This window comes from Micromonospora sp. CPCC 205561, from assembly GCF_036906775.1.
Classification (GTDB): Bacteria; Actinomycetota; Actinomycetes; order Mycobacteriales; family Micromonosporaceae; genus Micromonospora.
Genome location: NZ_JBAKHV010000011.1, coordinates 1 through 24,035, shown reverse-complemented (window position 1 = coordinate 24,035; position 24,035 = coordinate 1). Strand labels below are relative to the sequence as shown.

Here is a 24,035-nt window from a genome sequence, read left to right as displayed (position 1 = left end):
ACGGTGAGCCGGGACACGCCGCCGCCACGGGATCGGGATACGCTCGACGCGTGACTGCGCGGCTGCCGGTGTTTCCGCTCGGAACGGTCCTCTTCCCCGGCCTGGTGCTGCCGTTGCACATCTTCGAGGAGCGCTACCAGGCCCTCGTCCGGCACCTGGTCGCGCTGCCCGCCGACGCCCCGCGCGAGTTCGGCGTGGTGGCCATCCGGGCCGGCTGGGAGGTCACCCCGACCGGGCCGGACGGCCGGCCGCTGCCCGGCGGTGACGACGTCACCCTGCACGAGGTGGGCTGCACCGCCGAGCTGCGGCAGGTCGCCGAGCGTCCCGACGGCGGCTTCGACATCGTCACGGTGGGCAAGCGCAGGTTCCGCATCGCCGACGTCGACCGCGACACCGAGCCCTACCTCACCGCCGACGTGGAGTGGCTGCCCGAGCCGGCCGGGCCCGACGAGGCCGCCGACCTGCTCGCCGCCCGGGTCATCGCCGTGTTCCGGCAGTACCTGGGCCTGGTCCGCGCCGACCCGGAGGAGCTCTCCGAGCAGTTGCCGGAGGATCCGACGGTGCTGTCGCACCTGGTCGCGGCGACGGCCGTGCTGACCGTGGCCGACCGGCAGCGGCTGCTCGCCATCGACGACACCGCCGCCCGGCTCCGCGCCGAGCTGCGGCTGCTCAACCGCGAGGCGGCGCTGCTGCGCCAGGTGCGGGCGGTTCCGGTGCCGCTGGCGGAGCTGGCGTCCCCGCCGACCCCCAACTGAGCCCCGGGCCGTCCGGCTCCGGCTCCGGGCGCAGCGACGGCCAGCGGGACCAGCCGGCCAGCAGGGTGTACGTCACGGCCGCGCCGAACGCGGCCAGCAGCAGGTTGCCGTGCGGCACCGGCAGCACGCCGAGCCACCAGTCGATCCCACCGGCCCGCAGGTCGGCCGGCTTGCCGAAGGCCCGGCCGGTCGCCGCGGTCTCCAGCAGCCGCTCGTAGCCGGCCAGCCCCACCCGGCGGCCGGCCTGCCAGGCGACCAGCGCCGCGCCGAACCCGCCGAGCACCGCGGCGAGCAGGCCCACGGGCCCGCGCACCCGGCGCAGCAGGAACCACGACGCGAGCGCCACGAGCACCCCGAAGCCCAGCCCGAGCAGGCTGAACCAGCCGTCGGCGGCGATCGGCTGCTCCGGCTGCGGCTCGGCGTAGACGGCGCCGTCGGCGACCTTCAGCACCGGCGTGTCCGGCGCGAGCACGGCCCAGAGCAGCCCGAGCGGCACCCCGAGCACGCTCGCCGCGAGCACCACCAGCAGGGCGAGCCGCACCGCCCGCCCGCGCGGCAGGTCCGGCTCGGCCGGCACCGCCGGGTACCCGGCGGCGTACACCAGGCCGGTGCCGTCGGCGGGGTACCCCGCCGCGCCGCCGTACGCGGGCGCTCCGGTGCCGTCGTACCCGCCGGGCTCCCGGTTGCGGGCGGCGTGGGGGTCCGCCGGGGCGCCGGGGGGCGGCGGGTCGGGTGCCGACCACGTCACCGGTGCCCCCGGCTCGTCGGTCCGGCGACCGGGCCGGTCGGGTTCGGGGGTGTCCGCGCTCACCCGGTGATCCTCTCAGGCCGGTGGGCGGCGTGGGTGGCCGGTGGCGGCACACCCGCTCAGTGGGCGAACGGCTCCAGCATCACGGCCGCGGCCTTCAGCCACGCCTGCCGGGTCTCCTGCTGGAGCTGGTGGTACTCGATCGACGAGCCGGTTTCCAGCGCCGGGTCGTACGGCACCACGGCGACGGCCCGGGTACGGGTGGCGAAGTGCCGCTCCAGGTCGTCCTGCAACGCCGAGCGGCCCGGCGTCGGGCAGGAGATCAGCGTGACCGCGTTGTCGGCCAGCTCGCCCATCCCCACCTCGTGCAGCAGGTCGAGCATCCAGTCGGCGCTGAACGCGGCGTCCTCGCGCGGCACGGTGGTCACCACGAGCTGGTCCGCCGCCTGCATCACGGTGCGCCAGTTGGCGCTCTCCACGTTGTTGCCGGTGTCCACGCAGACCACGTCGTGGGTGCGTCGCAGCAGCTCCAGCACCCGCCGGACCGTGAACTGGTCGAGCCGCTGGGCGAACCGCGGGCTCTCCTCGCCGGCCAGCACGTCGTACGAGCCGTCGGAGGCGTGCCGCAGGTAGTCGTCCAGGTGCTCCAGCAGCTCGGGGCCCTCCTTGATCTCGACGTGCGCGAGATCGCTCACCAGGTGCCGGATGGTCCGGGCGTGCCGGGCGCTGCCGGCGCGCAGCCCCAGGGTGCCGCGCAGCTCGTTGTCGTCCCAGGCCAGCACGCCGCGCCCGCGTACGCTGCCGACGGTCGCCGCGGCCAGCACCGTGGCGGTGGTCTTGTGCACGCCGCCCTTCGGGTTCGCGAAGGCGAGCACCCGGGGGGTGCCCAGGTCGCGGCGGAGCACCCCGGCGGCGCGCTCCAGCTCGCTCTCGGTGCCGCGCGGGCGCCACTCGACGCGGGCCGGGTAGCCCCGCTCGGCGACCACCGGCGCGGCGGGCGGGGCCGGTGGTGGCGGGGGCGGCGCCTGGTGCGCCGGCGGCCGCCGGTAGCCGTTGTCCAGCACCGCGTAGCGGGACTCGATCGGCGGCGGCTCCCGGCGGTAGCCGTTGTCCAGCACCGCGTAGCGGGACTCGATCGGCTCCACCGCCCGGCGCGGCTCGGGCTCGACGCGGGGCGGCGAGGGTTGGCGCGGTACCCGGTACGCCGCCTCGACCGGGTGCTCCGGGGCCGCCCGGTAGGTCGGCTCGACCGGCTGCTCCGGGTACGCCGGCCGGGCCGGGTAGTCCGGGTCCACCCGGTACGCCGGCTCGACCCGGTAGCTGGCCTCGGCCCGGTAGCCCGGGTCCACCGGACGACCGAACTCCGTGCCGTACGCCGGACCCGGCTCCGGCGGGTACGCCGGGCCCGGTTCCGAGGGGTACGCCGGGCCCGGTTCCGAGGGGTACGCCGGGCCCGGTTCCGGCGGGTACGGCGGCGGCTCGGCGACCCGCCCGATGGCCGGCACCCGCGCCGCGTAGCCGTTCCCCGACGAGCGGCGCGGCAGCGGCTCCGGGGGCAGGGGCGGCGGCTCGGCGTGCCGGTCGGCCTCGGCCTGTTCGGCCGTGCGGCCACCGTGCCGGGCCCGGTCGAGCAGCGCCCGCCACCGCGGTGCTGGTTCGGCCGGCCGCCCCCAGCCGGTCTCGCTGCCCTCCACGGCCCGCCCTCCCAGCGCCATCGATGCCCGTCTGACAGGCTACGAACGAAACCCTATTCGGACCACACCCGTCTACGCACCTCCGGTTTCGTCTCGCGTCCCCGCCCGGACGCCGGGCCGCCGACGTCTGTCGAGGTCGACGGCCCCGCCGGCGGGGCACCGCCGGGCGCCGGCCGCGCCGGAGCGCGTGACGATTCCGTCACGTCCGGTGCGGGTTCCGACGTTTCGCCCATCCTCGCGGCGCCGGTCCCGCCCGGGCCACCGCCCGCGGCCCGACCGGGCCGGGGGCCGCCGCGCCGGTCGGGTCGCCGGCTGTCGGTCGGTTGCCGAAGCAGGTCGCCGGGCGCGCACGGTCGGGTCTCCTCGTCGGATCGTCTCGGGCCGGACGACGCTCAGTCGCGCAGGATCTCGAGCGCGCGGTCCAGGTCGTCAGGGTAGTCGCTGACGAAGCGCACCTCGTCGCCCGTCCGCGGGTGCAGGAAGCTCAACGAACGGGCGTGCAGCCACTGCCGGTCGAGACCGAGCCGGGCGGAGAGGGTCGGGTCCGCGCCGTACGTGAGGTCGCCGACGCACGGATGCCGCAGGGTGGAGAAGTGCACCCGGATCTGGTGGGTGCGCCCGGTCTCCAGCCGGACGTCGACCAGGCTCGCCGCCGGGAACGCCTCCATCGTGTCGTAGTGGGTGATGCTCGGCTTGCCGCCGGAGACCACCGCCCACCGGTAGTCGTGGGTGGGGTGCCGGTCGATCGGGGCGTCGACGGTGCCGCGCAGCGGGTCGAGGTGCCCCTGCACCACCGCGTGGTAGCGCTTCTCCACCTCGCGGTACTTGAACGCCCGCTTCAGCGCGGTGTACGCCTGCTCGCTCTTGGCCACCACCATGATCCCCGTGGTCCCCACGTCGAGCCGGTGCACCACGCCCTGCCGCTCGGCGGCGCCGCTGGTCGAGATGCGGTGCCCGATCGCGGCCAGCGCGCCGATCACCGTCGGGCCCGTCCAGCCGGGGCTGGGGTGGGCCGCCACGCCGACCGGCTTGTCCACCACGACGATGTCGTCGTCGGCGTGGACCACCCGCAGGCCCGGCACCGCCTGCGGCACCACGGTGGGGGGCGCGACCGGCGCGGGCAGGGTCACCTCCAGCCAGGAGCCGGCCTTGACCCGGTAGGAGTTGGCCCGGGCCACCCCGTCGACCAGCGCGTCACCGGCGTCGACCAGGGCCGCGGCGGCGGTGCGGGAGAGCCCGAAGAGCCGCGACACGGCCTGGTCGAGGCGGCTGCCGTCGAGGCCGTCGGGCACGGGCAGGGAACGGCTGTCGCCGCCGGCGGCGAAGGCGGCGGTCATGCCCGCTCCCGCTGCCCGGCGTCGGCACGCGCCGCCCCGGTGGCCTCGTCCCGGCCGATCCGGCTGCCGTCGCGCTGGCGGCCGGTCAGCTCCAGCCCGAGGGCGAGCACCACGCCGCAGAACAGGGCGCTGTCGGCCAGGTTGAACACCGGGAAGACCCGGCCGTACGGAGCGAAGACGCTGACCATGTCCACCACGTGCCCCACGAACCAGCCCGGGGCGCGGAAGACCCGGTCGACGAAGTTGCCCAGCGCCCCGCCGAGCACCAGGCCCAGCGAGATCGCCCAGGGCAGCGAGCGCAGCCGCAGTGCCATCCAGACGATCCACCCGACCACCCCGAGGGTGATCAGCGAAAAGATCCAGGTGTGGTCGGATCCGATGCTCCACGCCGCGCCGCTGTTGCGGGTCAGGCTGAGATAGACGGCCCCGCCGAGCAGCCGGACCGGCTCCCGGTCCTCCAGACCACGCAGGGCGAGGTGCTTGGTGGCCGCGTCGGCCAGGAGCAGGATCAGCGCGAGGCCGAACAGGATGGTGACGGCCCGGCCGTGCGGCGTGCCGGCCCTCGGCTCGGCGCTGGCGGCACCCGGCTCGACGCCGCCGGGCCCGGCGGGCGGTGCTTCGGACATCTGCTCCCCATCGACACTCTCGGCGGCGCTCACGCGCCGCCCTTCACGGCCGCCGGGGAGCGGGCCTCAGCGCCGCTCCGCCAGCTGCTTGCACGTCACGCAGAGGGTGGCCGACGGGAAGGCGGCGAGCCGCTCCACCGGGATCGGGTTGCCGCACCGCTCGCACCAGCCGTAGCCACCCTCGTCGAGCCGCTCCAACGCCCGCTCGACCTGCGTGATCCGTTCCAGGATGCTGTTCGCGAGTGAGATCTCCTGCTCACGCTCGAACGTCTTGGTACCCGTGTCGGCCTGGTCGTCGCCGGCCGAGTCGGTCAGCCGGTCGCGCTGCAGCTCGGTGATCTCGCTCAGCGTCTGATCGTACTCGGCGCGCAACTCGTCACGACGCGCCGCCAGGGCCGCCCGGATCTTCTCGGTCTCCGCCGCGCTGCGGGTGGCCTTCGCCACCGGCTTGCGGCCGGCGGTCCTGGTGTCGGCTGGCTTCGCCATCGTCGCTCCCTCGGCCGCGGAACCGCGGCGGACCGCGGCACCTGGACAGGGGCCGCCGGCATCGGCGCCCCAGGTACAAAAGGGGCGCGCGGCAACGGGGCCGCGCACTCCGGAGATTCGCAAGAATACGGAACGTGCAGGCGCACGACAACGTGCCGCCCCGCCGCACCGACGTTCGGCCCCTAGTCATCCCTAACTCGGGCAAAAGGAACGCTAGCAGATCAGGCGTCGGCCCCCCGGCCGTACTCGCCAAACCAGCGGGCCAGCCGGCCGCGCCGGCTGACCGCCCGCAACCGCCGCTCGGCCTCGTCGCGCACCCCGGCGGCCGCCACGATCAACAGGCTGTCGCCGGTCTTGAGCCGGAAGTCCGGACCGGGCACCGTCCCCACGCCGTCGCGCAGCACCAGCGTCACGGAGGCGCCCGGCGGCAGCCGCAGCTCGTCGACGTGCACGCCGGCCAGCCGGGAACCGGGCGGCACCTCCAGCTGGAGCAGATCGGCGCGCATCCGTTCCAACGGCGCCGTCTCCACCCGCAGCTCGGTCGCCTCGGCCGGCGCGGTCACCCGCAGCCAGCGAGCCGCCGGGGCGAGCGTGCCGGCCTGCACCAGCGTGAAGATCACCACCAGCACGAAGACCGAGTCGAAGAGCCGGTCGGCACCGGGCACCCGCTCGGAGAGCGGGATGGTGGCCAGCACGATCGGCACCGCCCCGCGCAGCCCCGCCCAGGACAGGAACGCCTGCTCCCGCAGGTCGAAGCGGAACGGCAGCGCGGACGCCGCCACCGACAGCGGCCGGGCCAGCAGCACCAGCGCCAGCCCGGCGACCACGGCGGGCAGCACCGCCGAACCCAGCCGGTCCGGCGAGACGAGCAGCCCCAGCAGCACGAAGAGCCCGATCTGGGCCAGCCACGCCAGCCCGTCGGCGAAGCCGAGGATCGCCTGCCGGTGCGGGAGCCGGGCGTTGCCGAGGATCACCCCCGCCACGTAGACGGCGAGGAAGCCCGAGGCGTGCAGCGACGCCCCGGCGGCGTAGGCGAACACGGTCAGCCCCACCGCCGCGATCGGGTAGAGCCCCGCCGACGGCAGCGCGGCGCGGCGCAGCGCCCACCGCCCGCCGACGCCGGCCACCACGCCGACCGCCGCGCCGACGCCCAGCTCGTAGCTCACCAGGGCGACCTCGTACCACCACGGATGGGTCGCCCCCTCCCGGGAGAGCAGCACCACCAGCAGCACGACCGGGGCGTCGTTCATCCCCGACTCCGCCTCGAGCGTCGCCACCAGGCGGGGCGGCAACCGCAGCCGGCGCAGCGTGGCGAAGACCGCCGCGGCGTCGGTGGAGGAGAGCACCGCGCCGTAGAGCAGGGCCAACCGCCAGTCCAACCCCAGCAGCAGGTGTACGGCGAGTCCGACGACCCCGATGCTGACCACCACGCCCACGGTGGAGAGCAGGGCCGCCAGCCCCAGCACCGGACGCAGGGCGCTCCACCGGGCGGTCAGCCCGCCCTCGGCGATGATCACGATGAGCGCGCAGAAGCCGAGGGTCCGGGTCAGCTCGACGTCGTCGAAGCGGATGCCCAGCCCGCCCTCCCCGATAGCCACGCCGAGGGCCAGGTAGACCAGGAGACTCGGCAGGCCGAGGCGGGTGGAGAGGCGGACGGCGCCGACCGCGACCAGCAGGACACCCGCGCCGAGCAGGAGCGCGACATCCAGCCCCGGGGTCACCGCCGCCTGGCCCGGGCGTCGGTCACCCGGCGGCCCCGTCGCGCAGCCGGCGCAGCGCCCCGGTCAGCTCCGCGGCGCCGCCCTCGACCAGGAAGAGCTTGTCCCGACCGGCCGCGCCCGCCCGCAGCGACACCACAGCCGGCCGTACGCCCAGCGCGGCGGCCAGCGCCCGCCGGGCCGCCTCGGTGGCCCGCCCGTCGACGGCCGGCGCGTTCACCGCGATCACCAGGGCCGGCCCGAGCGGCCCGTCGAAGCGGCCGCCGACGCGGGCACGGGCGGAGCCGGGCTTCACCCGGACCGCGACGGTCAGCGCGTCTGTCATGGAGGATCGTGCCGCCGCTCAGATCCGGCCGGAGTCGGCGAGCAGGGCGGCGTCCGGCGCGCAACGGGCGCACGGGGTGAAGCCGAGGTCGACGGCCTCGGCGACCGGCAACGGCTCGTGCTCCCGCCCGACGAGGTGCGCGCAGTCGGCGAGGTGGTAGCGGGGCCGGCCGTCGACCACCCACACCTCGGCGTCGAGGCGGGCCACCCGGGCGGCGTCGGCCGGCGCGACCGCCAGCACCGGCGGCTCGTCGTCGTACGGCCCGGTGGCGTCGGACGCGAAGGGGTGCGGGTCCACGTCGTCGGCGACCGGCGGCCCGGGTGGTTGCCGCCACCCGGCGCCGTCGGTCTCGACCGTGGGAGGAACGTGCTGGACGGGGATCCCCGGCTCCGTGGACGCCCGCTGGGCGGAGGCCCCGCCCGTCGCGCGGGCAGCCCGGCCGGGCCGCCACCGCGACCGGCCCGGATCCGCCGTCGCCCGGTCCGCGGCGGCCTGGCGGGCACCCGCGATCAGTGCGACGGCGGCCAGCAGGCTGGCCGCGATGGAGATGGTCAGGAGAACGCTGGAGCCGCCGGCCAGGCCGACCACCAGCAGCACCACCGCGACGAGGATGAGCAGGAGACTGGCGACTATCACGGCTCACCCCCGCCGCGTCGTGCTGATGAGGCCGGGCCGGCGACCGTCACGGTGATGACGGTCGCCGACCGTTGGTTCAGCGACCGGCTTCGAGAGCGCCGGAGCGACCGCCGCCGTAGGAACCGGCGAGACCGGCGGTGGCCAGCCCGTTGCCGCCGCCGGCGGCCCGGGTGCCCTCGCCGCCGCGGGTCATCTCGACCTCCAGGCCCTGGCCGCGGCCGTCGAGGTCGCGCAGCTGGCTCTCCAGGTAGGCCTTGAGCCGGGTCCGGTACTCCCGCTCGAACTGCTTGAGCTCCTCGATGTGCTTCTGCAGGGCGGTGCGCTTGGCGTCCAGGCCGCCCATGGCCTCCTGGTGCCGCTGGCGGGCGTCGCGCTCCAGGGCGTCGGCCTTGGCGCGGGCCTCGCGGGTGACCTCCTCGGCCTTGGAACGGGCCTCGGAGAGCAGCTGGTCGGCCTCGCGACGCGCGTCGGAGACGTGGTCGTCGGCGGTCCGCTGGGCCATCATCAGCACCCGCAGCGCCTGCTGCTCACCGTCACCGCCGGCCGCCGGGCCACCGGCGGAGCGGACCTGCTCCAGCTCGGCCTGCATCGCGCGGGCGGCCTGCTCGGCCGCCGCCTTGTCGCGCTGCACCCGGTCGAGCTGGGTCTTGACGTCGTTGAGCTCCGCCGCGAGACGGGCGTCGCCGCCGGGGCCGGCGGGGGCGCCACCACGGCCGCCGCGCTCCACCTGGGCGCGCAGCTCGTTGTTCTCCTCGATGAGACGGGCCAGCTCACGCTCGACCTCGTCCAGGAAAGCGTCGACCTCCTCCTCGTCGTACCCCCGCTTGCCGATCGGCGGCTTTTTGAAGGCGACGTTGTGGACGTCGGCCGGGGTCAGCGGCATCGAAACTCCTCGGGTCAGTTGCGGCCGCGAAAGCGCGTCGGTCATCAGACGGTGCCGATGATCGACCGCCTCAACACGAACTCCATCAGCACGAACAGGATAACCAGGAGCACAAGTGAGGCCAGGTCGATGCTCACGGTACCAATTCGCAACGGAGGGATCACACGCCTCAACGCGTTGAGAGGGGGATCAGTGACGCTCCACACGATTTCCAGCCCCGCCGATGCCCCGCGGCCCGGCTGCCAGCGGCGGCCGTACTGCAGGACGGCGCTCAGGACGAACCGGGCGAGCAGGACGAGCAGGAAGACGTAGAGCACCAGGTACAACACTTGCAGCACGATCGACAACACGGCAGGCGACGTCCCTCGGGTCGGGCGGGGCTAGCTCAGGCTGAAGAAGCCGCCCTCGGCGATCTTGGCCTTGTCCTCCGCGGTGACCTGGACATTGGCCGGTGAGAGCAGGAACACCCGATTGGTCACGCGCTCGATCGTACCCCGCAGACCGAAGGCCAGACCGGCGGCGAAGTCGACAAGTCGACGCGCGTCCGCCTCGTCCATCTCGGTGAGGTTGATGATCACCGGAACGCCGTCGCGGAAGTGCTCACCGATGGTGCGCGCCTCGCGGTACGTGGTGGGGTGCAGCGTGGTGATCTGGTAGCGCTGCTCCTCCTCGGCGACCACCGCGCGCTCCCGGGGCTGCGACTGCGGCGCCAGGGCCAGGTTGTCGCGGGTGTGGTAGGTCAGCGCCCCCGAGGTCTCGCCGGCCGTCGACCGGGTGATGGAGCGCACGCTGGACCGCTCGACCCGCTCCGGTCGGTCGCTCTCGCCCCGCTCGGCCTCGGCGGCCCGGGCCGCGGCGCGCTCGGAGAGCCGGCCGCGGTCGCCCAGCCGGGACCGGGGCGCCGGCGGCTCCTCGGCGTCGTCCTCGTCCTCGTCGGCGAACTCCTCCGAGTACCGGCTCTGCCGGTAGCGCGAATCGCGGTAGCCGCCCTTGTCGTAGCCACCGTCGTCGTAGGCCCGCTCGTCGTCCTCTTCGACCAGACCGAGCCAGACCCCCGCCTTGCGCAGTGCACCCATCCCGCGCCCTTCCCGTCCGCCGTGCGGCAAGCGCCCCCGTGCCGTGTCGCTTGTCGCGAGTGGACCACTTCTGCCCACCGCGCCGGACCGGCAATCCCCTGACACGCGATTCGCGTCGCGTGCCACGACCCCCGACAACGGGACGCCGCCCCTTCAAACAACACAGATGTAATTTGCTTCTCGCGGTCAGGCTACCGCAGCGTGGGACGCATTCCGAGCAACGCGCTGCCGACGCGGACATGTGTCGCGCCGTACCGGATGGCGATTTCCAGGTCGCCGCTCATCCCGGCGGAGAGCGCGACGGCTCCCGGATGGACCGCCCGGAACGCGGCGGCCACCTCGGCCAGCCGGGCGAACGCCCGCTCCGGCTCCCAGCCCAGCGGCGCCACCGCCATCAGGCCGGTCAGCCGCAGGGCCTCCGCCCCGGCCACGGCCTCGGCCAGCGGGGCGAGGCCGACACCCGGATCGGCCGAGTCCGGCAACGCCCCACCCCGGGCCGCGTCCCCGTCGATGCTGACCTGGAGCAGCACGTCCAGCGGCCGGTCCCGCCCGGCCGCGGACGCCGAGTCCAACGCCCGCGCCAGCCGGACACTGTCGACCGAGTGCACGACGTCGGCGTAGCGGACCACCGAGCGGGCCTTGTTGCGCTGCAACTGCCCGACGAAGTGCCACCGGGGCAGCGCACCGGCAGCGGCCACCTCGGCCGCCTTCGCGGACGCCTCCTGGTCGCGGTTCTCCCCCACGTCGGTGACGCCCAGCCCGGCGAGGGCCAGCACGTCCCCGGCGGGGTGGGTCTTGGTCACCGCGATCATGGTGACCTCGGAGTCGTCGCGGCCGGCGGCGGCACAGGCCCGCGCGATCCGCGACCGTACGCGGGCCAGGCCGGCCTCGAGCTCGGCGCGCCGTTGCGGGCGCACCGTGGCGGGACTGTCGGTCATCGGCGGGCTCAGGAGCCGTTCTTGAGGAAGTCGGGCACGTCGACGTCGTCGAAGAGCACCCGACGGGGCGACTGCTGCTGGGGCGGCAGGGTGCTCGGCGGCGTCACCGGCGGCGCGGGCTGCGTCGGCTGGTTCTGGTTGGGCTTGCGGCCCGAGTCCGACGCCTTGTACGCCGGCGCGCCCCCGTCGAAGCCCGCAGCGATGACGGTGACCCGCACCTCGTCGCCGAGGGCGTCGTCGATGACGGCGCCGAAGATGATGTTGGCGTCCGGGTGGGCCGCGTCGGTGACGAGCTGCGCGGCGTCGTTGATCTCGAAGAGGCCCAGGTCCGACCCGCCGGCGATGGAGAGCAGCACGCCGCGCGCGCCGTCCATGCTCTGCTCCAGCAGCGGGCTGGAGATGGCCGCCTCGGCCGCCTCCACGGCGCGGTTCTCGCCGCGCGCGCTGCCGATGCCCATGAGGGCGCTGCCCGCCCCGCTCATCACGCTCTTGACGTCGGCGAAGTCCAGGTTGATCAGGCCCGGCGTGGTGATCAGGTCGGTGATGCCCTGGACACCGGAGAGGAGCACCTGGTCGGCGGTGCGGAACGCGTCCATCATGCTGATGTTGCGGTCGCCCAGCGCCAGCAGCCGGTCGTTCGGGATGACGATGAGGGTGTCGCACTGGTTGCGCAGCTCGTCTATCCCCGACTCGGCCTGCACCTGGCGGCGCTTGCCCTCGAAGGAGAACGGCCGGGTGACCACGCCGATGGTCAGCGCGCCGAGCTTGCGGGCGATGTTCGCCACCACCGGCGCCCCGCCGGTGCCGGTGCCGCCGCCCTCACCGCAGGTCACGAAGACCATGTCGGCGCCCTTGAGCACCTCCTCGATCTCGTCGCGGTGGTCCTCGGCGGCGTTCTTGCCGACGTCGGGGTTGGCGCCGGCGCCGAGCCCACGGGTCAGCTCACGGCCGACGTCGAGCTTCACGTCGGCGTCACTCATCAGCAGCGCCTGCGCGTCGGTGTTGATCGCGATGAACTCGACGCCCTTGAGCCCAACCTCGATCATCCGGTTGACGGCGTTGACGCCGCCGCCACCGATGCCGACGACCTTGATGACCGCCAGGTAGTTGTGCGGAGGTGTCATCCTCGGTCCTTTCCCTTCGAGATTGGCGTGGGCCGACCGGGTACGGCTTGGCCAGCCAGCGGTAGACGACAGCTGTCACCAGCGAGGATCAGGATCAAACCCTCACCCTCTACTAGAGGCTTACCGTTATGTCAACCACTGATCCCCTTCCGGGCAAGGTAAGCGCCCCCACGCCGGGAACCAAGGACCCGCGCGGCGTGTCGCCGCCGGAGCGGGACGGGTCACGTCACCGTCGGCACCCCCGGTCACCGCAGGGTCACCACATCCGGTGCGCTGACGTCGATGGTGCCGGCCTTCCGGTCGAGCAGGGCGGTGGCCACGCGGGCCTTGTCCACGCCCCGGGTCGCGTCCCCCCAGACCACCTCCCGGCCGCCGCGCAGCCGCAGCGTGATCCGGGCCAGCCCCTCGACGGTCACGTCCGCCAGCTCGGCGCGCAACCGCGGGGTGAGCACGGCGAGCACCTCCAGCGCCGCCCGTGTCGCCCCGTCACCCGGCCCCGGCTCGGCGAGCCGGACCAGCGGCAGCCCGTCCGGCGCCTGCGGCACGCTCCGGAAGACCACGCCCGCCCGGTCGATCACCACGAACTGCTCTCCGCGCGGCACCGCCGCCACGCCGGTGCGCTCGGTCACCCGCACCACCAGGGTGGCCGGCCAGTCCCGGGTGACCACCGCCCGCTCGACCGCCGGCAGCGCACCGACCCGCCGCGCCGTGGCGGCCAGGTCGACCCGGGCCAGCGGGGCGCCGTCGGGCACCGCCGCCGCGTCGCGTACCTGCACGCTGGTGACCAGCTCGGCGCCCTCGACGCGGACCTCACGCACCCCGAACAGGCCGGTGCCGAGCACGGTCCAGGCGACCAGCCCGACCACGCCGAGCACGCCCGCGGCGATCGCCCAGGGCAGCGCCGCGCGCATCCGGCGCTGCCGGGCCCGGGCCATGAACCGGCGGGTCGAGGCCGGGACCGCGTCGCTGCCGGCCCGGACCAGCTGCCATCGCCGCTCCGGCCCGCGACGGCCGCCGCCGTCCGCGCCGGTGGTGCGCCCCCGCGCCGGGCCGGGACTCATCCGGCCGCGGGCGCCGCGCCGTCCGGGACCGCGCCGCCGACGCCGGGCACGGTGCCGCCGATCGTCGTCGCCCCGCCCGCGTCGCCGCCGGGCGTCGTGCCCGCCGGCGCCGCCGGATCGGCGGCACGCGCCGACAGCACGTCGAGCAGCTGGTCCCCCATCAACGAGATCGGCGGCGCGCCCATGGTCACCACCACGTCGCCGGGGCGGGCCCGCCGGGCCACCTCCACCGGCGCGGCCTCCCACGAGTCCACGAAGACCTTCCGCTCCGCCGGCAGCGCCACCGCCTCGATCAACGCCGCCGACCCCTCCCCCGGTTGGCGCAGCTCGCCCGGGCCGAAGACCTCCAGCAGCACCAGCTCGTCGGCGATGGCCAGCGCCTCGGCGATCTCCGCCTGGAGGTCGCGGGTGCGGTAGAGCCGGTAGGGCTGGAAGACCACGATCAGCCGGCCCTCGCCGGCCACCTCGCGCAGCGTCCGCGCCGCCAGCGTCATCGAGGTCGGGTGGTAGGCGTACTCGTCGTAGACCAGCACGTCGTCCGCGACGCCCTTGCGCTCGAAGCGCCGCCGCACGCCGGGGAACGCCGCGAGCGCGCCCTCCGCCGCCTCCAGCGGCAGACCCAGCAGGTACGCGGCCAGCACGGCCGAGGCGCTGTTGAGCCCCATGTGCCGCCCCGGCACCGGCAGCCGGAACTCGCCCAGCGACCGCCCGTCGATGCCCGCCAGGTAGCGCACCCCCCGGGCCGACGAGGCCATGTCGGTCAGCCGCAGGTCGGCGTCGGCGGCCTCGCCGTACGTGTGCACCCGGCGGCCCTCCGCGCGCAGCGTCTCCGCCAGCCGCCGCCCGCCCGGGTCGTCGGCGCAGGTGATGATGAAGCCCTCCGGGTCGGTCAGCCGGGCGAACTCGGCGAACGCCGCCTCCAGCGTGGCGAGGTCGCCGTAGGTGTTCAGGTGGTCGGCCTCGACGTTGGTGATGATCGACACGTACGGGCGGTAGATGAGGAAGGAGCGGTCGCTCTCGTCCGCCTCGACCACGAAGTACTCGCCGGTGCCGTGGTGGGCGCCCGAGCCGACCTCGGAGATCTCGCCGCCGATCACGAAGGACGGATCCTGCCCGGCCTGCTGGAGCACCATGGTGACCATCGAGGTGGTGGTGGTCTTGCCGTGGGTGCCCGCGACCGCCACCGTCCGGCGGCCCGTCATCGCGGCGGCCAGGGCCTCGCTGCGGTGCAGCACGCGCAGGCCCCGCCGGCGCGCCTCCACCATCTCCAGGTGGTCCTGCGGGATCGCCGAGGAGTAGACCACCGTGTCGACGCCGTCGAGGTTGGACGCCTCGTGGCTCATGTGGATCGTGCCGCCGAGGGCCCGCATGCCGGCCAGCGAGGGCCACTCCCGCAGCTCGCTGCCGGAGACCCGGATGCCCCGGGTGAGGAAGAGCCGGGCCAGGCCGCTCATGCCGACCCCGCCGACCCCGATCAGGTGGATCGTGCCCAGGTCCTCGGCGGTGAGCGTGCCCGCCGGGCTGAACTGTGCGGTGTTCATGCCGAGTACCTTCCCGTCACGGTGCCCCTGATCCCGGGGCCACCGTCGTTCGCGACCGCGGGGCCCGCGAGCTCACTCCTCGCGCTCATCGCGCCTGCCTTTCGTTCGCGACCGCGGGGCTCGCAAGCTCACTCCTCGCGCTCATCGCGCCTGCCTTTCGTTCGCGACCGCGGGGCTCGCAAGCTCACTCCTCGCGCTCATCGCGCCTGCCTTTCGTTCGCGACCGCGGGGCTCGCAAGCTCACTCCTCGCGCTCATCGCGCCTGCCTTTCGTTCGCGACCGCGGGGCTCGCAAGCTCACTCCTCGCGCTCACTTGGCCACCGCCTCGTAGACGAAGTTGAGCAGCGCCTCGTCGCCGTCGCGGCGGCCGTAGGCCGACGCCGCGGCGCCCATCGCGTGCAGCCGGTGCGGGTCGCGGATCAGCGGGATGACCGTCCGCTCGACCCAGTCGGGGGTCAGCTCGGCGTCGTCGACGAGCAGCCCGCCGCCGGCCTCCACCACGGGCAGCGCGTTGCGCTTCTGCTCCTGGTTGCTGTGCGGATAGGGGACGTAGATGGTGGGCAGCCCGATCGCGGCCACCTCCGCGCAGGTCATCGCCCCGCCCCGGCCGAGCATCAGGTCCGCCGCGGCGTAGCCGGCCTCCATCTCGGAGAGGTACGGCAGTGTCACGTACGGGACCGGCAGGTCGGTGGGGACGGGCACCGGCTCGTTGCGGGCGCCGATCACGTGCAGCACCTGCACCCCGTTGCGGGCGAGCTCCTTGGCCGCCCCGGCCACGGCGAGGTTGATCGAGCGGGCGCCCTGCGAGCCGCCGGCGACGAAGAGCACCGGCAGGTCGGGACGGAGTCCGAAGTGGGCCCGGGCCGCGTTGCGCATCGCGAACCGGTCCAGCCCGGCGATGCCCCGGCGCAGCGGCACGCCGACCACCCGCGCGTCGCGCAGCGCCTCCGCCTGGGCGGGCTGGTGCGGGAAGCCGACCGCGACGTGCCGGGTGAACCTCATCCCGAGCCGGTTGGCCACCCCCGGCGGCACGTTGACCTCGTGGATCACGATCGGCAGCTCGCGGCGCCAGGCCGCGAGGTAGGCCGGCACGGAGACGTACCCGCCGAAGCCCACCACCACGTCGGCGCGCACCTCGTCGACGACCTTGCCGGCGGCGCGCGCCGCGGTCCACATCCGGCCCGGGGTCTTGACCAGGTTCATGTTGACCGACCGGGGCAGCTGGTAGGCCGGGATCTGCCGCAGGTCGTAGCCCTGCGGCGGGATCAGCTCGTTCTCCAGCCCCTTCGGTGTGCCCAGGCAGGTGATCCGGACGCCGGGGTCGTGTCGGCGCAGGCAGTCGGCGAAGGCGAGCAGCGGGTAGATGTGCCCCCCGGTGCCACCTCCCGCGAGCACCACCGAACGCAGCGGACCCATCAACGTCTCCTCTCGTCCGCCGACTCGCGACGGGTCCGGGCCAGCCGGACCCCGCGCGGTGCGGCCTGGTCGTCGGGCCGCCGCTCCCGCGCCCGGGGCACGGACCCTCGGGCAGCCGGGGGCGCCGCCGGACGGCGGCGCCGCCCGGGAAGCGGCGGCAACGGGGCCCAGAGTAGTCGGACCCATCGGGCCGGCGGACGGGCATGCAGCGCTCTGGCGGCGTCGGGTTCGGCGCGGGCGAAGGAGGCCAGCATCCCGATGGCGGCGAGGGTGACGACCAGGGCGCTCCCGCCGTCGGAGATGAACGGCAGCGGCACGCCGGTCAGCGGCAGCAGGCCGACGACCCCACCGATGTTGATCACCGCCTGGCCGACCAGCCAGGTGGTCGCCGCCGCGGCGGCGAGCCGGCGGAACGGGTCCTCCACCCGGCGGGCGATCCGCAGGCCGGTGTACGCCAGCACGGCGAAGAGCGCCACCACCACGACACACCCGACGACGCCCAGCTCCTCGGCGACCACGGCGAAGATGAAGTCGTTCTCCGCCGCCGGCAGCCACTGCCACTTGAGGCTGCTCTTGCCGAGGCCGACGCCGAACCACCCGCCGTTCTCGATGGCGTAGCGCGCCTGGGCGATCTGGTAGCAGTCCTCCAGCTTGCACTGGTCCGGCGGCGGCGGGTCGATGAAGGCGGTCAGCCGGGCCAGCCGGTAGTTCTTCTCGCCCGTCTCGCCGGAGCCGGCGCCGAGCGAGGCCACCGCGACCAGCAGGCCGATGCCGAGCAGGCCCACCGCGGAGAGCGCGGCGAAGACCCGCATCCGCACCCCGGCGGCCCAGAGCAGCCCCACCACCAGGGCCAGCAGGCAGAGCATGGTGCCCAGGTCGTTGTAGCCGACGAGGACGAAGAGCAGGCCCACCACCGGGAAGAGCGGCGTGGCCAGCTCGCGCCACCAGCCCAGCGCCGCGCCCTTGCGGGCGATCACGTGCGCGCCCCAGAGCACCAGCGCGAACTTCGCGAACTCGGAGGGTTGCACCTGGATGCCGCCGACGAAGAGCCAGAGCAGCCGGGCCTCGACCGGGCCGAGCCGGGCGGAATCCTGACCCGTCAGCCGGGCGTACGCGAGCAGCAGGTTGAGCACCAGCAGCAGGCCGATGGCGGTGAACAGCAGCGGCCGGCCCAGCGACCGGTAGGTGGTGGCCGGCAGCCGCTGGCACGCCCAGAACGCGACGATGCCGATCACGGCGAAGATCGCCTGCTTGACCAGGGACGTCGAGGCGTTGCCGTTCTCCGCGTAGTCCCGCACGCTCGTCGCCGAGAAGACCATGGTCAGGCCGATCAGCAGCAGCAGACCGGCGCTGGAGAGCAGGAGGTAGTAGGAGGCGAGCGGCCGGTCCAGCAGCCCGCGCAGCGCGGCGAGGCCGCCCACCGCGTCCACCGCGCGCGGCGCCCGGGGACCGGGGTCGTCCGGCCCCCGCGTCGCGGCGGGCGCGTCGCGGGTGCGCGTGCCTCCCCCCGCCCGCCGGGGCGTCCCCTCCGTCGTGACCTCGTTGCCTCGTCCCTCCCCCACCCCGACATCATGGCGGTTCCCCGGGGCCACCACCGGCGCAACGGGCCGGTCGGCGTGTCGGGCTTGCGCCGGGCGGCCGGAGGGCCCCGCCCGTACGCGCCACGGGGCCCGGGCGACACGCGCCCGGGCCCCGTGGCGGGCCGACCGGTCGTGCTCAGGTCATGTTGGCGAGGAACTCGCTGTAGAAGAGGCCCAGCGCGATGGCCACCCCGATGCCGGCGATGATCCAGAACCGGACCACGATGTTGACCTCGCTCCACCCGGCGAGCTCGAAGTGGTGCTGCAACGGCGACATCCGGAAGACCCGCTTGCCGGTGGTGCGGAACGAGATGATCTGGATCACCACGGACATCGTGATGATCACGAAGAGCCCGCCGATGATCGGCAGCAGCAGGATCGTCCGGGTGGACATCGCCATGCCGGCGATCAGGCCGCCGAGGCCCAGCGCGCCGGTGTCGCCCATGAAGATCCGGGCCGGCGAGGTGTTCCACCACAGGAAGCCGACGCAGGCCCCGGCCGCCGCGCCGGCGATCAGCGCGATCTCCAGCGGGTCCCGGACGGAGTAGCAGTAGTCCTGGGTGTAGTTCGGGTCGGCGCACCAGTGCCGGTACTGCCAGAAGGCGATCAGGGCGTACGCGGCGAGGACCATCACCGAGGCGCCGGTGGCCAGGCCGTCGAGGCCGTCGGTGAGGTTGACGCCGTTGGTCGCGGCCATCACCACGAAGATGAAGATGACCACCGCGCCGATCTTGGTGACGTCCAGCGCCGGGATGTCCCGGATGAAGCTGAGCGTCGTGCTGCCCACGGTCTCGGTGTTGGTCTCGGCCCCCGCGGCGTCGGTCATGGTGCTCGGGAAGTAGAGCGCCACCACGCCGAAGACCGCGCCGACCAGGATCTGGCCGAGCAGCTTGCCGCGCTTGTTGAGACCGCCGCTGTGCCGCTTACGCACCTTCAGGAAGTCGTCGATGAAGCCGACGGCACCGGAGAAGACCATCAGTCCCAGCAGCACCAGGGCGGTGATGGTCGGCTCGACCTGGGCGATCTGCGCGTCCGGCAGGGTCGTCAGGGCCAGGTGACCGGCCACGTACGCGATGACCGTGGCGAGGATGAACACCACGCCGCCCATCGTCGGCGTGCCCTTCTTGCCCTCGTTGCTGGCGAGCCCGAGGTTTGATCGGATCGGCTGGCCGGCCTTCAGCCGGGCGAACACCTTGATCGCGATCGGTGTGCAGAACAGCGAGACCAGGAAGGCCACCCCGATGGCGACGATGACCGCCCTCATGCGGCGCCGCCCTCCGTCGCCTGCCCGTTCGCCCCGCCACCGGCGGCCTCCGCGCGCAGCGCGTCGGCCACCTCCCAGGTGCGGTACCGCGAACCCTTCACCAGGACGACGTCACCCGGCCGTAGTTCGCTCCGCAGCACCTCGACGGCCGCCGCCTGATCGGTGAGCAGCACCGACTCTCCTCCCCAGTCACCTACCGATGTCGCGCCCTCATGGATCGGCGCGGCCGGCTCGCCCACCACGAGCAGCCGGTCGACGCCCAGTTCGGCCGCGAGCCGGCCGACCTCGGCGTGCCCGTCGCGTTCGAACGGGCCCAGCTCGGCCATGTAGCCGAGCACCGCGACGGTGCGCCGCTCCCGCCCGATGCCGGCCAGCGCGCGCAGCGCGACCGCCATCGAGGCGGGGTTGGCGTTGTACGAGTCGTCGATCACCGTCACCCCGTCGACGCGTTCGAAGACGTCCATCCGGCGCGTGGAGACCAGGCCCAGCGCGCCGAGCGCGGTGGCCAGCTCGGCCAGCGGCATGCCCAGTTCGCGGGCCACCGCCGCGGCGGCGAGCGAGTTGGACACCTGGTGCCGGCCGGTCAGCCCGAGCCGCACCGGCGCGCTCCCCTCCGGGGTGACCAGGGTGTACGCGGGCCGTCCCCGGTCGTCCAGCGTCACGTCCTCGGCGCGCACGTCGGCGTGCGCCGCCTCGCCGTAGCGGACCACCCGGGCGACCGTACGCGCGGCCATCGCGTCGACCAGCGGGTCGTCGGCGTTCAGCACGGCCAGCCCCTCGGCGGGTAGCGCCTCGACCAGCTCCCCCTTCGCCAGCGCGATCGTCTCCACCGAGCCGAACTCGCCGATGTGCGCCACCCCGACGTTGAGCACCACGGAGATCCGCGGCGGCACCACGTCGCAGAGGTAGCGGACGTGCCCCACCCCGCGCGCGCCCTTCTCCATCACCAGGTAGCGGGTCTCGGGCCCGGCCTGCAACGCCGTGTACGGGTGCCCAAGCTCGTTGTTGAACGACCCGGGCGGGGCGACGGTCGGGCCGAGCCGCGCGGTGAGCTGGGCGATCAGGTCCTTGGTGGTGGTCTTGCCCGACGAGCCGGTCAACCCGACGACGGTGAGCCCGGGCAGCCGGTCGACCACCGCGCGGGCCAGCCGACCCAACGCGGCGAGCGCGTCGTCGACCAGCACCATCGGCACGCCGGGCACCTCCCGGGTGCCGAGCACCGCCACCGCGCCGGCCGCCACCGCGCCGGCGGCGTAGTCGTGCCCGTCCACCTTCTCGCCCGGGAAGGCGACGAAGAGCGCGCCCGGGCGCACCTTGCGCGAGTCGAACTCGACCGGACCGGTGACGCGGGCCCGCGGGTCGGCGCCGGCCAGCCGCCCGTCGACCGCCGAGGCGACCTCGGCCAGGCTGAGCGGGATCACCGCTGACCCGCCGGGTCGGCGAAGCGGGCGCGCAGCGCGTCGGCCAGCTCGGTGCGGTCGTCGAACGGGTGCACCTCGCCGCCGATCTCCTGCCCGCGCTCGTGGCCCTTGCCGAGCACGGCGACCACGTCGCCCGGCTCGGCCAGCCGGACCGCCGCGTCGATGGCCGTCCGGCGGTCGGCCACCTCCTCGATCCGGGCCGTCGTGCCGGCCTCCCGGGCGCCCGCGAGCACCTCGGCCCGGATCGCCGCCGGGTCCTCGGTGCGCGGGTTGTCGTCGGTCACGAGCACCACGTCGGCTCCCTCCGCCGCGGCGGCGCCCATCACCGGCCGCTTGCCCCGGTCCCTGTCCCCGCCGGCACCGATCACGCAGATCAGTCGACCCGCGCCGAACTCCCGCAGTGCGGCCAGCGCCGCCACGATCGCGTCCGCCTTGTGCGCGTAGTCGACCACCCCCCGGACCGGGCCGGGGGCGCCGACGAGTTCGAGCCGGCCGGGGACCCCGCCGCAGGCGGCCACCCCGGCGGCGGCGGTCTCCGGGTCCACGCCGGCGGCGACCAGCGCGGCGATCGCCAGCAGCGCGTTGGCCACGTTGTGCCGGCCCGGCAGCGCCACGCCGGCCGGCAGGGTCAGCCCGTCGGGGCCGTGCGCGGTGAACCGCTGCGCGTACCCCTCGCCGCCGACCTCGCCGGCCCACCAGGTCGCGCTCGGGTCGCCGGCCGCCGAGTAGGTCACCGTCGCCGGGCGGCGGAGCGGCTTCAGCGCCGGGTCGTCGTGGTTGAGCACCTCCACCGCGCAGCGCCCGTCGAACAGCTGGGCCTTCGCGGCGAAGTAGTCCGCCGAGTCGGCGTGGAAGTCCAGGTGGTCGGAGCCGAAGTTGGTGTAGCCGCCGACGGTGAACCGGACGCCGCCGACCCGCCCCATCGCCAGGGCGTGGCTGGAGACCTCCATGACCACGGCGGTGACGCCGCGCTCGCGGGCGGCGGCCAGCATGGCGTGCAGGTCGGTCGCCTCCGGCGTGGTGCGCACGCTGTCGATCACCAGGTCGCCGAGGCGGGTCTCCACCGTGCCGATCAGGCCGGTGGTGTGGCCTGCGGCCCGCAGGCCGGACTCGACCAGGTAGGCCGTCGAGGTCTTGCCGGCCGTGCCGGTCACCCCGATCACCGTCAGCTGATCGGTCGGGTCGCCGTAGACGGCGGCGGCGAGGGTGCCCAGCACCGCGCGGGGGTCGGGCACCACCAGCGCCGGCAGCCCCGCCGCGGCCACCGCCGGGGCACCGGCCGCGTCGGTCAGCGCGGCCACCGCGCCCGCGGCCGCCGCCCCCGCGGCGAACTCCGCGCCGTGGCGGCGGGCGCCCGGCAGGGCCGCGTAGAGGTCGCCGGGGCGGACCTCCTGGCTGGCGTGGGTAACCCCGGTGACCACCATCTCGGCGGCACCCTCCGGGGGGTCGACGGCGAGCCGGGAGGCGAGGTCGCCGAGCCGGACACCGATCACGGTACGGGGACGAGGATTGCCGGGCACGGCGTCAGACCCTACCCGGTCGTCCGGTTCCGGGCGCACAGCCGCCCCGGTGGTTCGTCCGCACTCACCGATGATGTCCCGGCCCGCCCGCTCAGCGCGGATAGACGGTGAACTTGGGGGCTTTCTCCCCGCTCGGCGGCACGCCGTTCTGCCGCAGCGTGAACTGCATCATGTCCCGGAACGCCGGGGCCGCGATGTCCCCGCCCCCGCCGGAGGGCGTGTGCGCGAAGACCGCGATGACGTAACGGGGCTTCTCCGCCGGGGCCATCCCGATGAACGAGGCGACCTCGCCGGGCTGCTTGCGCCCGTCGACCAACCGCCAGCCGGTGCCCGTCTTGCCGGCCACCCGCCACTCGGGGATCGCCGCGGCCTCGCCGGTGGCGCCCTCGACCGTCGTGACCGCCTCCAGGATGGTCCGCAGCGCGGCGGCGTTCTCGGGGCTGAGCACCGACCGGGTGACCGGGGGCGGAGTCGGCGTACGTTTCCCGTCCGGCCCGATCACCTCCTTGACCAGGCGCGGCTGCACGTACGTGCCGTTGTTGGCGATCGCCGCGTAGACGGCGGCCATCTGCAGCGGCGTGGCGTCCACGCTGTGCCCGATCGGCACCGACCCGGCCGACGACCCGCTCCACTCGTCGGCCGGCAGCAGCCGCCCGCTGGCCTCGCCGGGCATGCCCACCCGCGTCGGCTCCCCGAGACCGAAGCGCTTCTGGTAGTCGATGAGGCGTTCCGGGCCGAGCCTGTCGGCGATCTGGATGGTGCCGACGTTCGACGAGTACGCCATCATGCCGGGCAGGCTCATCCGCCGCCCGTCGGCCCGGTGGGTGTCCGAGAACCAGGTGTCGCCCTTCTTGATGCTGTTCGCGATGGGCATCGTGGTGTCCGGGGTGATCACGCGCTCCTGCAACGCGGCGCCGAAGGTGATCGCCTTGTGCACCGAGCCGGGGTCGACCACGAAGCTGGTGGCCGCGTCCTCCCGGTCGCTCGGGTCGCTCGGCACGGGCTTCGCCGCGTTGTAGGTGGGGTGGCTGGCCTGGGCCAGCACCTCGCCGGAGGGAATCTCGATCACCACGGCGGCGCCGGTGCTGCCCTTGCTGCGCGCCATGTGCCGGCTGAGCATCTTCTGCACCATGAACTGGAGGTCGCGTTCGATGGTGAGCTGGACGGAGCTGCCCGGCCTGGCCTTCGTGGTCTCGCTGTAGCCGCCGGGGATCGGGGCGGCCAGGTCGCCGAGGCCGACCTCGTACACCCGCTTGCCGTCCTTGCCCCGCAGCACGTCGTCGTAGCGGGCCTCCAGCCCCTCCAGCCCCACCATGTCCTGGCTGGTGAAGCCGAGCAGGTTGGCCGCGAGGTCGCCGCCGGGCACCTCGCGCCGCTCGTCGCGGTGGGTGTAGATGCCGGGCAGCTCCAGCGCCGTGATCTGCCGGGCCCGGTCGATGTCGACCCCCCGGGCGAGGTACTCGAACTGCGAGTCCTTGCCGTTCTCCCGCTTGCGCTGCTTCATCTTCTCGGCCAGCTCCGAGGCGGGGATGCCGAGCAGGGGCGAGAGCGTCTTGGCGGTGCTCGGCGGGTCCTCGATCTGGGTGGGGTCGGCGTAGACGTAGCGGGCCTCGACGCTGTGTGCCAGCGGGGCGCCGGAGCGGTCGTAGATGGCGCCGCGCGCCGCCGGCAGGGTGACGGTGCGCAGCCGGTCGGTGACGCCGCCGCCGGCGTACGCGGGGGTCTCCACGGCCTGGAGGACGACCAGCCGGATGCCGATGACGGCGAAGAGCGTCAGGGTGAGCACGGTGCCCAGCCGCAGCCGGCGCCGGGGGTCGGCCAGCCGGGGCGGCTTCGCCGGCTTGCGCGACGGCCGCCGGGCGGCCGGGCGGTCCGGCCGGCGCGCG

Annotated in this window: 22 protein-coding genes; 1 reads left to right on the top strand and 21 read right to left on the bottom strand. The window is 74.6% G+C overall.

What is annotated here, in order from left to right; all coding sequences use genetic code 11:
• Positions 1-50 precede the first annotated feature (50 nt).
• Positions 51-755 (top strand): LON peptidase substrate-binding domain-containing protein, encoded by a 705-nt coding sequence (locus tag V6V16_RS09040; protein ID WP_334561373.1) that lies wholly within the window; start codon positions 51-53, stop codon positions 753-755.
• On the opposite strand, the gene V6V16_RS09035 is transcribed toward V6V16_RS09040, so the two are convergent.
• The 21 genes from V6V16_RS09035 to V6V16_RS08935 form a co-directional block, all read right to left on the bottom strand.
• The gene (locus V6V16_RS09035) at positions 670-1,566 is read right to left on the bottom strand and encodes a DUF2567 domain-containing protein (RefSeq protein ID WP_334561372.1); all 897 of its coding nucleotides are present in this window, start codon (positions 1,564-1,566) and stop codon (positions 670-672) included. The genes V6V16_RS09040 and V6V16_RS09035 overlap by 86 nt on opposite strands.
• A 56-nt stretch (positions 1,567-1,622) precedes the next feature.
• Positions 1,623-3,218, bottom strand: coding sequence for an AAA family ATPase (locus V6V16_RS09030; protein ID WP_334561371.1), 1,596 nt, complete (start codon positions 3,216-3,218; stop codon positions 1,623-1,625).
• A gap of 371 nt (positions 3,219-3,589) precedes the next feature.
• Positions 3,590-4,534, bottom strand: a complete 945-nt coding sequence (locus V6V16_RS09025) for an RluA family pseudouridine synthase (protein WP_334561370.1) — start codon at positions 4,532-4,534, stop codon at positions 3,590-3,592.
• Entirely contained in the window at positions 4,531-5,160 is a 630-nt protein-coding gene (gene lspA / locus V6V16_RS09020; RefSeq protein ID WP_334561369.1) for a signal peptidase II, read from the bottom strand. The genes V6V16_RS09025 and lspA overlap by 4 nt, the downstream gene beginning before the upstream one ends.
• 66 nt (positions 5,161-5,226) lie before the next feature.
• Positions 5,227-5,646 (bottom strand): TraR/DksA family transcriptional regulator, encoded by a 420-nt coding sequence (locus V6V16_RS09015; protein WP_334561368.1) that lies wholly within the window; start codon positions 5,644-5,646, stop codon positions 5,227-5,229.
• A gap of 221 nt (positions 5,647-5,867) precedes the next feature.
• Positions 5,868-7,367 (bottom strand): potassium/proton antiporter, encoded by a 1,500-nt coding sequence (locus V6V16_RS09010; protein WP_334561367.1) that lies wholly within the window; start codon positions 7,365-7,367, stop codon positions 5,868-5,870.
• A gap of 22 nt (positions 7,368-7,389) precedes the next feature.
• Complete coding sequence (locus tag V6V16_RS09005) at positions 7,390-7,689, bottom strand: DUF167 domain-containing protein (RefSeq protein ID WP_334561366.1); 300 nt, start codon at positions 7,687-7,689, stop codon at positions 7,390-7,392.
• Between the two features lie 18 nt (positions 7,690-7,707).
• On the bottom strand, positions 7,708-8,325 hold the full coding sequence (locus V6V16_RS09000) for a hypothetical protein (protein ID WP_334561364.1): 618 nt from the start codon (positions 8,323-8,325) through the stop codon (positions 7,708-7,710).
• 76 nt (positions 8,326-8,401) lie between these two features.
• The gene (locus V6V16_RS08995) at positions 8,402-9,208 is read right to left on the bottom strand and encodes a DivIVA domain-containing protein (protein ID WP_334561363.1); all 807 of its coding nucleotides are present in this window, start codon (positions 9,206-9,208) and stop codon (positions 8,402-8,404) included.
• A gap of 44 nt (positions 9,209-9,252) precedes the next feature.
• Complete coding sequence (locus tag V6V16_RS08990) at positions 9,253-9,558, bottom strand: YggT family protein (protein ID WP_334561361.1); 306 nt, start codon at positions 9,556-9,558, stop codon at positions 9,253-9,255.
• 30 nt (positions 9,559-9,588) lie between these two features.
• Positions 9,589-10,284 carry a cell division protein SepF gene (locus V6V16_RS08985; protein WP_334561360.1) on the bottom strand — a complete coding sequence of 232 codons (696 nt, stop codon included), beginning with the start codon at positions 10,282-10,284 and terminating at the stop codon, positions 9,589-9,591.
• A 191-nt stretch (positions 10,285-10,475) separates the two neighbouring features.
• Positions 10,476-11,222 carry a YggS family pyridoxal phosphate-dependent enzyme gene (locus V6V16_RS08980; RefSeq protein WP_334561358.1) on the bottom strand — a complete coding sequence of 249 codons (747 nt, stop codon included), beginning with the start codon at positions 11,220-11,222 and terminating at the stop codon, positions 10,476-10,478.
• An 8-nt stretch (positions 11,223-11,230) separates the two neighbouring features.
• Positions 11,231-12,346: a cell division protein FtsZ gene (gene ftsZ / locus V6V16_RS08975; protein ID WP_334561356.1), complete on the bottom strand. Its 1,116-nt coding sequence runs from the start codon at positions 12,344-12,346 to the stop codon at positions 11,231-11,233.
• 245 nt (positions 12,347-12,591) lie between these two features.
• Positions 12,592-13,407 carry a cell division protein FtsQ/DivIB gene (locus V6V16_RS08970; RefSeq protein WP_334561355.1) on the bottom strand — a complete coding sequence of 272 codons (816 nt, stop codon included), beginning with the start codon at positions 13,405-13,407 and terminating at the stop codon, positions 12,592-12,594.
• Positions 13,404-14,948, bottom strand: a complete 1,545-nt coding sequence (gene murC, locus V6V16_RS08965) for a UDP-N-acetylmuramate--L-alanine ligase (RefSeq protein ID WP_334561353.1) — start codon at positions 14,946-14,948, stop codon at positions 13,404-13,406. The genes V6V16_RS08970 and murC overlap by 4 nt, the downstream gene beginning before the upstream one ends.
• Before the next feature lie 309 nt (positions 14,949-15,257).
• Positions 15,258-16,364 carry an undecaprenyldiphospho-muramoylpentapeptide beta-N-acetylglucosaminyltransferase gene (gene murG / locus V6V16_RS08960; protein ID WP_334561351.1) on the bottom strand — a complete coding sequence of 369 codons (1,107 nt, stop codon included), beginning with the start codon at positions 16,362-16,364 and terminating at the stop codon, positions 15,258-15,260.
• The gene (locus tag V6V16_RS08955) at positions 16,364-17,794 is read right to left on the bottom strand and encodes an FtsW/RodA/SpoVE family cell cycle protein (RefSeq protein WP_334561458.1); all 1,431 of its coding nucleotides are present in this window, start codon (positions 17,792-17,794) and stop codon (positions 16,364-16,366) included. The genes murG and V6V16_RS08955 overlap by 1 nt, the downstream gene beginning before the upstream one ends.
• A gap of 286 nt (positions 17,795-18,080) precedes the next feature.
• Entirely contained in the window at positions 18,081-19,208 is a 1,128-nt protein-coding gene (gene mraY, locus V6V16_RS08950; RefSeq protein ID WP_334561349.1) for a phospho-N-acetylmuramoyl-pentapeptide-transferase, read from the bottom strand.
• Positions 19,205-20,629: a UDP-N-acetylmuramoyl-tripeptide--D-alanyl-D-alanine ligase gene (locus V6V16_RS08945; RefSeq protein WP_334561347.1), complete on the bottom strand. Its 1,425-nt coding sequence runs from the start codon at positions 20,627-20,629 to the stop codon at positions 19,205-19,207. The genes mraY and V6V16_RS08945 overlap by 4 nt, the downstream gene beginning before the upstream one ends.
• Positions 20,626-22,149, bottom strand: a complete 1,524-nt coding sequence (locus V6V16_RS08940; protein WP_334561345.1) for a UDP-N-acetylmuramoyl-L-alanyl-D-glutamate--2,6-diaminopimelate ligase — start codon at positions 22,147-22,149, stop codon at positions 20,626-20,628. The genes V6V16_RS08945 and V6V16_RS08940 overlap by 4 nt, the downstream gene beginning before the upstream one ends.
• Positions 22,150-22,240: 91 nt before the next feature.
• The coding region (locus tag V6V16_RS08935; protein ID WP_334561343.1) for a peptidoglycan D,D-transpeptidase FtsI family protein at positions 22,241-24,035 on the bottom strand (1,795 nt) is incomplete at its 5' end.

What these genes read in the sequence shown, in the direction of transcription:
- V6V16_RS09030 (WP_334561371.1), bottom strand. Translation starts at nt 3,218, where the DNA reads ATGGCGCTGGGAGGGCGGGCCGTGGAGGGCAGCGAGACCGGCTGGGGG.
- V6V16_RS09025 (WP_334561370.1), bottom strand. Translation starts at nt 4,534, where the DNA reads ATGACCGCCGCCTTCGCCGCCGGCGGCGACAGCCGTTCCCTGCCCGTG.
- lspA (WP_334561369.1), bottom strand. Translation starts at nt 5,160, where the DNA reads ATGTCCGAAGCACCGCCCGCCGGGCCCGGCGGCGTCGAGCCGGGTGCC.
- V6V16_RS09015 (WP_334561368.1), bottom strand. Translation starts at nt 5,646, where the DNA reads ATGGCGAAGCCAGCCGACACCAGGACCGCCGGCCGCAAGCCGGTGGCG.
- V6V16_RS09005 (WP_334561366.1), bottom strand. Translation starts at nt 7,689, where the DNA reads ATGACAGACGCGCTGACCGTCGCGGTCCGGGTGAAGCCCGGCTCCGCC.
- V6V16_RS08995 (WP_334561363.1), bottom strand. Translation starts at nt 9,208, where the DNA reads ATGCCGCTGACCCCGGCCGACGTCCACAACGTCGCCTTCAAAAAGCCG.
- V6V16_RS08985 (WP_334561360.1), bottom strand. Translation starts at nt 10,284, where the DNA reads ATGGGTGCACTGCGCAAGGCGGGGGTCTGGCTCGGTCTGGTCGAAGAG.
- V6V16_RS08980 (WP_334561358.1), bottom strand. Translation starts at nt 11,222, where the DNA reads ATGACCGACAGTCCCGCCACGGTGCGCCCGCAACGGCGCGCCGAGCTC.
- ftsZ (WP_334561356.1), bottom strand. Translation starts at nt 12,346, where the DNA reads ATGACACCTCCGCACAACTACCTGGCGGTCATCAAGGTCGTCGGCATC.
- V6V16_RS08970 (WP_334561355.1), bottom strand. Translation starts at nt 13,407, where the DNA reads ATGAGTCCCGGCCCGGCGCGGGGGCGCACCACCGGCGCGGACGGCGGC.
- murC (WP_334561353.1), bottom strand. Translation starts at nt 14,948, where the DNA reads ATGAACACCGCACAGTTCAGCCCGGCGGGCACGCTCACCGCCGAGGAC.
- murG (WP_334561351.1), bottom strand. Translation starts at nt 16,364, where the DNA reads ATGGGTCCGCTGCGTTCGGTGGTGCTCGCGGGAGGTGGCACCGGGGGG.
- mraY (WP_334561349.1), bottom strand. Translation starts at nt 19,208, where the DNA reads ATGAGGGCGGTCATCGTCGCCATCGGGGTGGCCTTCCTGGTCTCGCTG.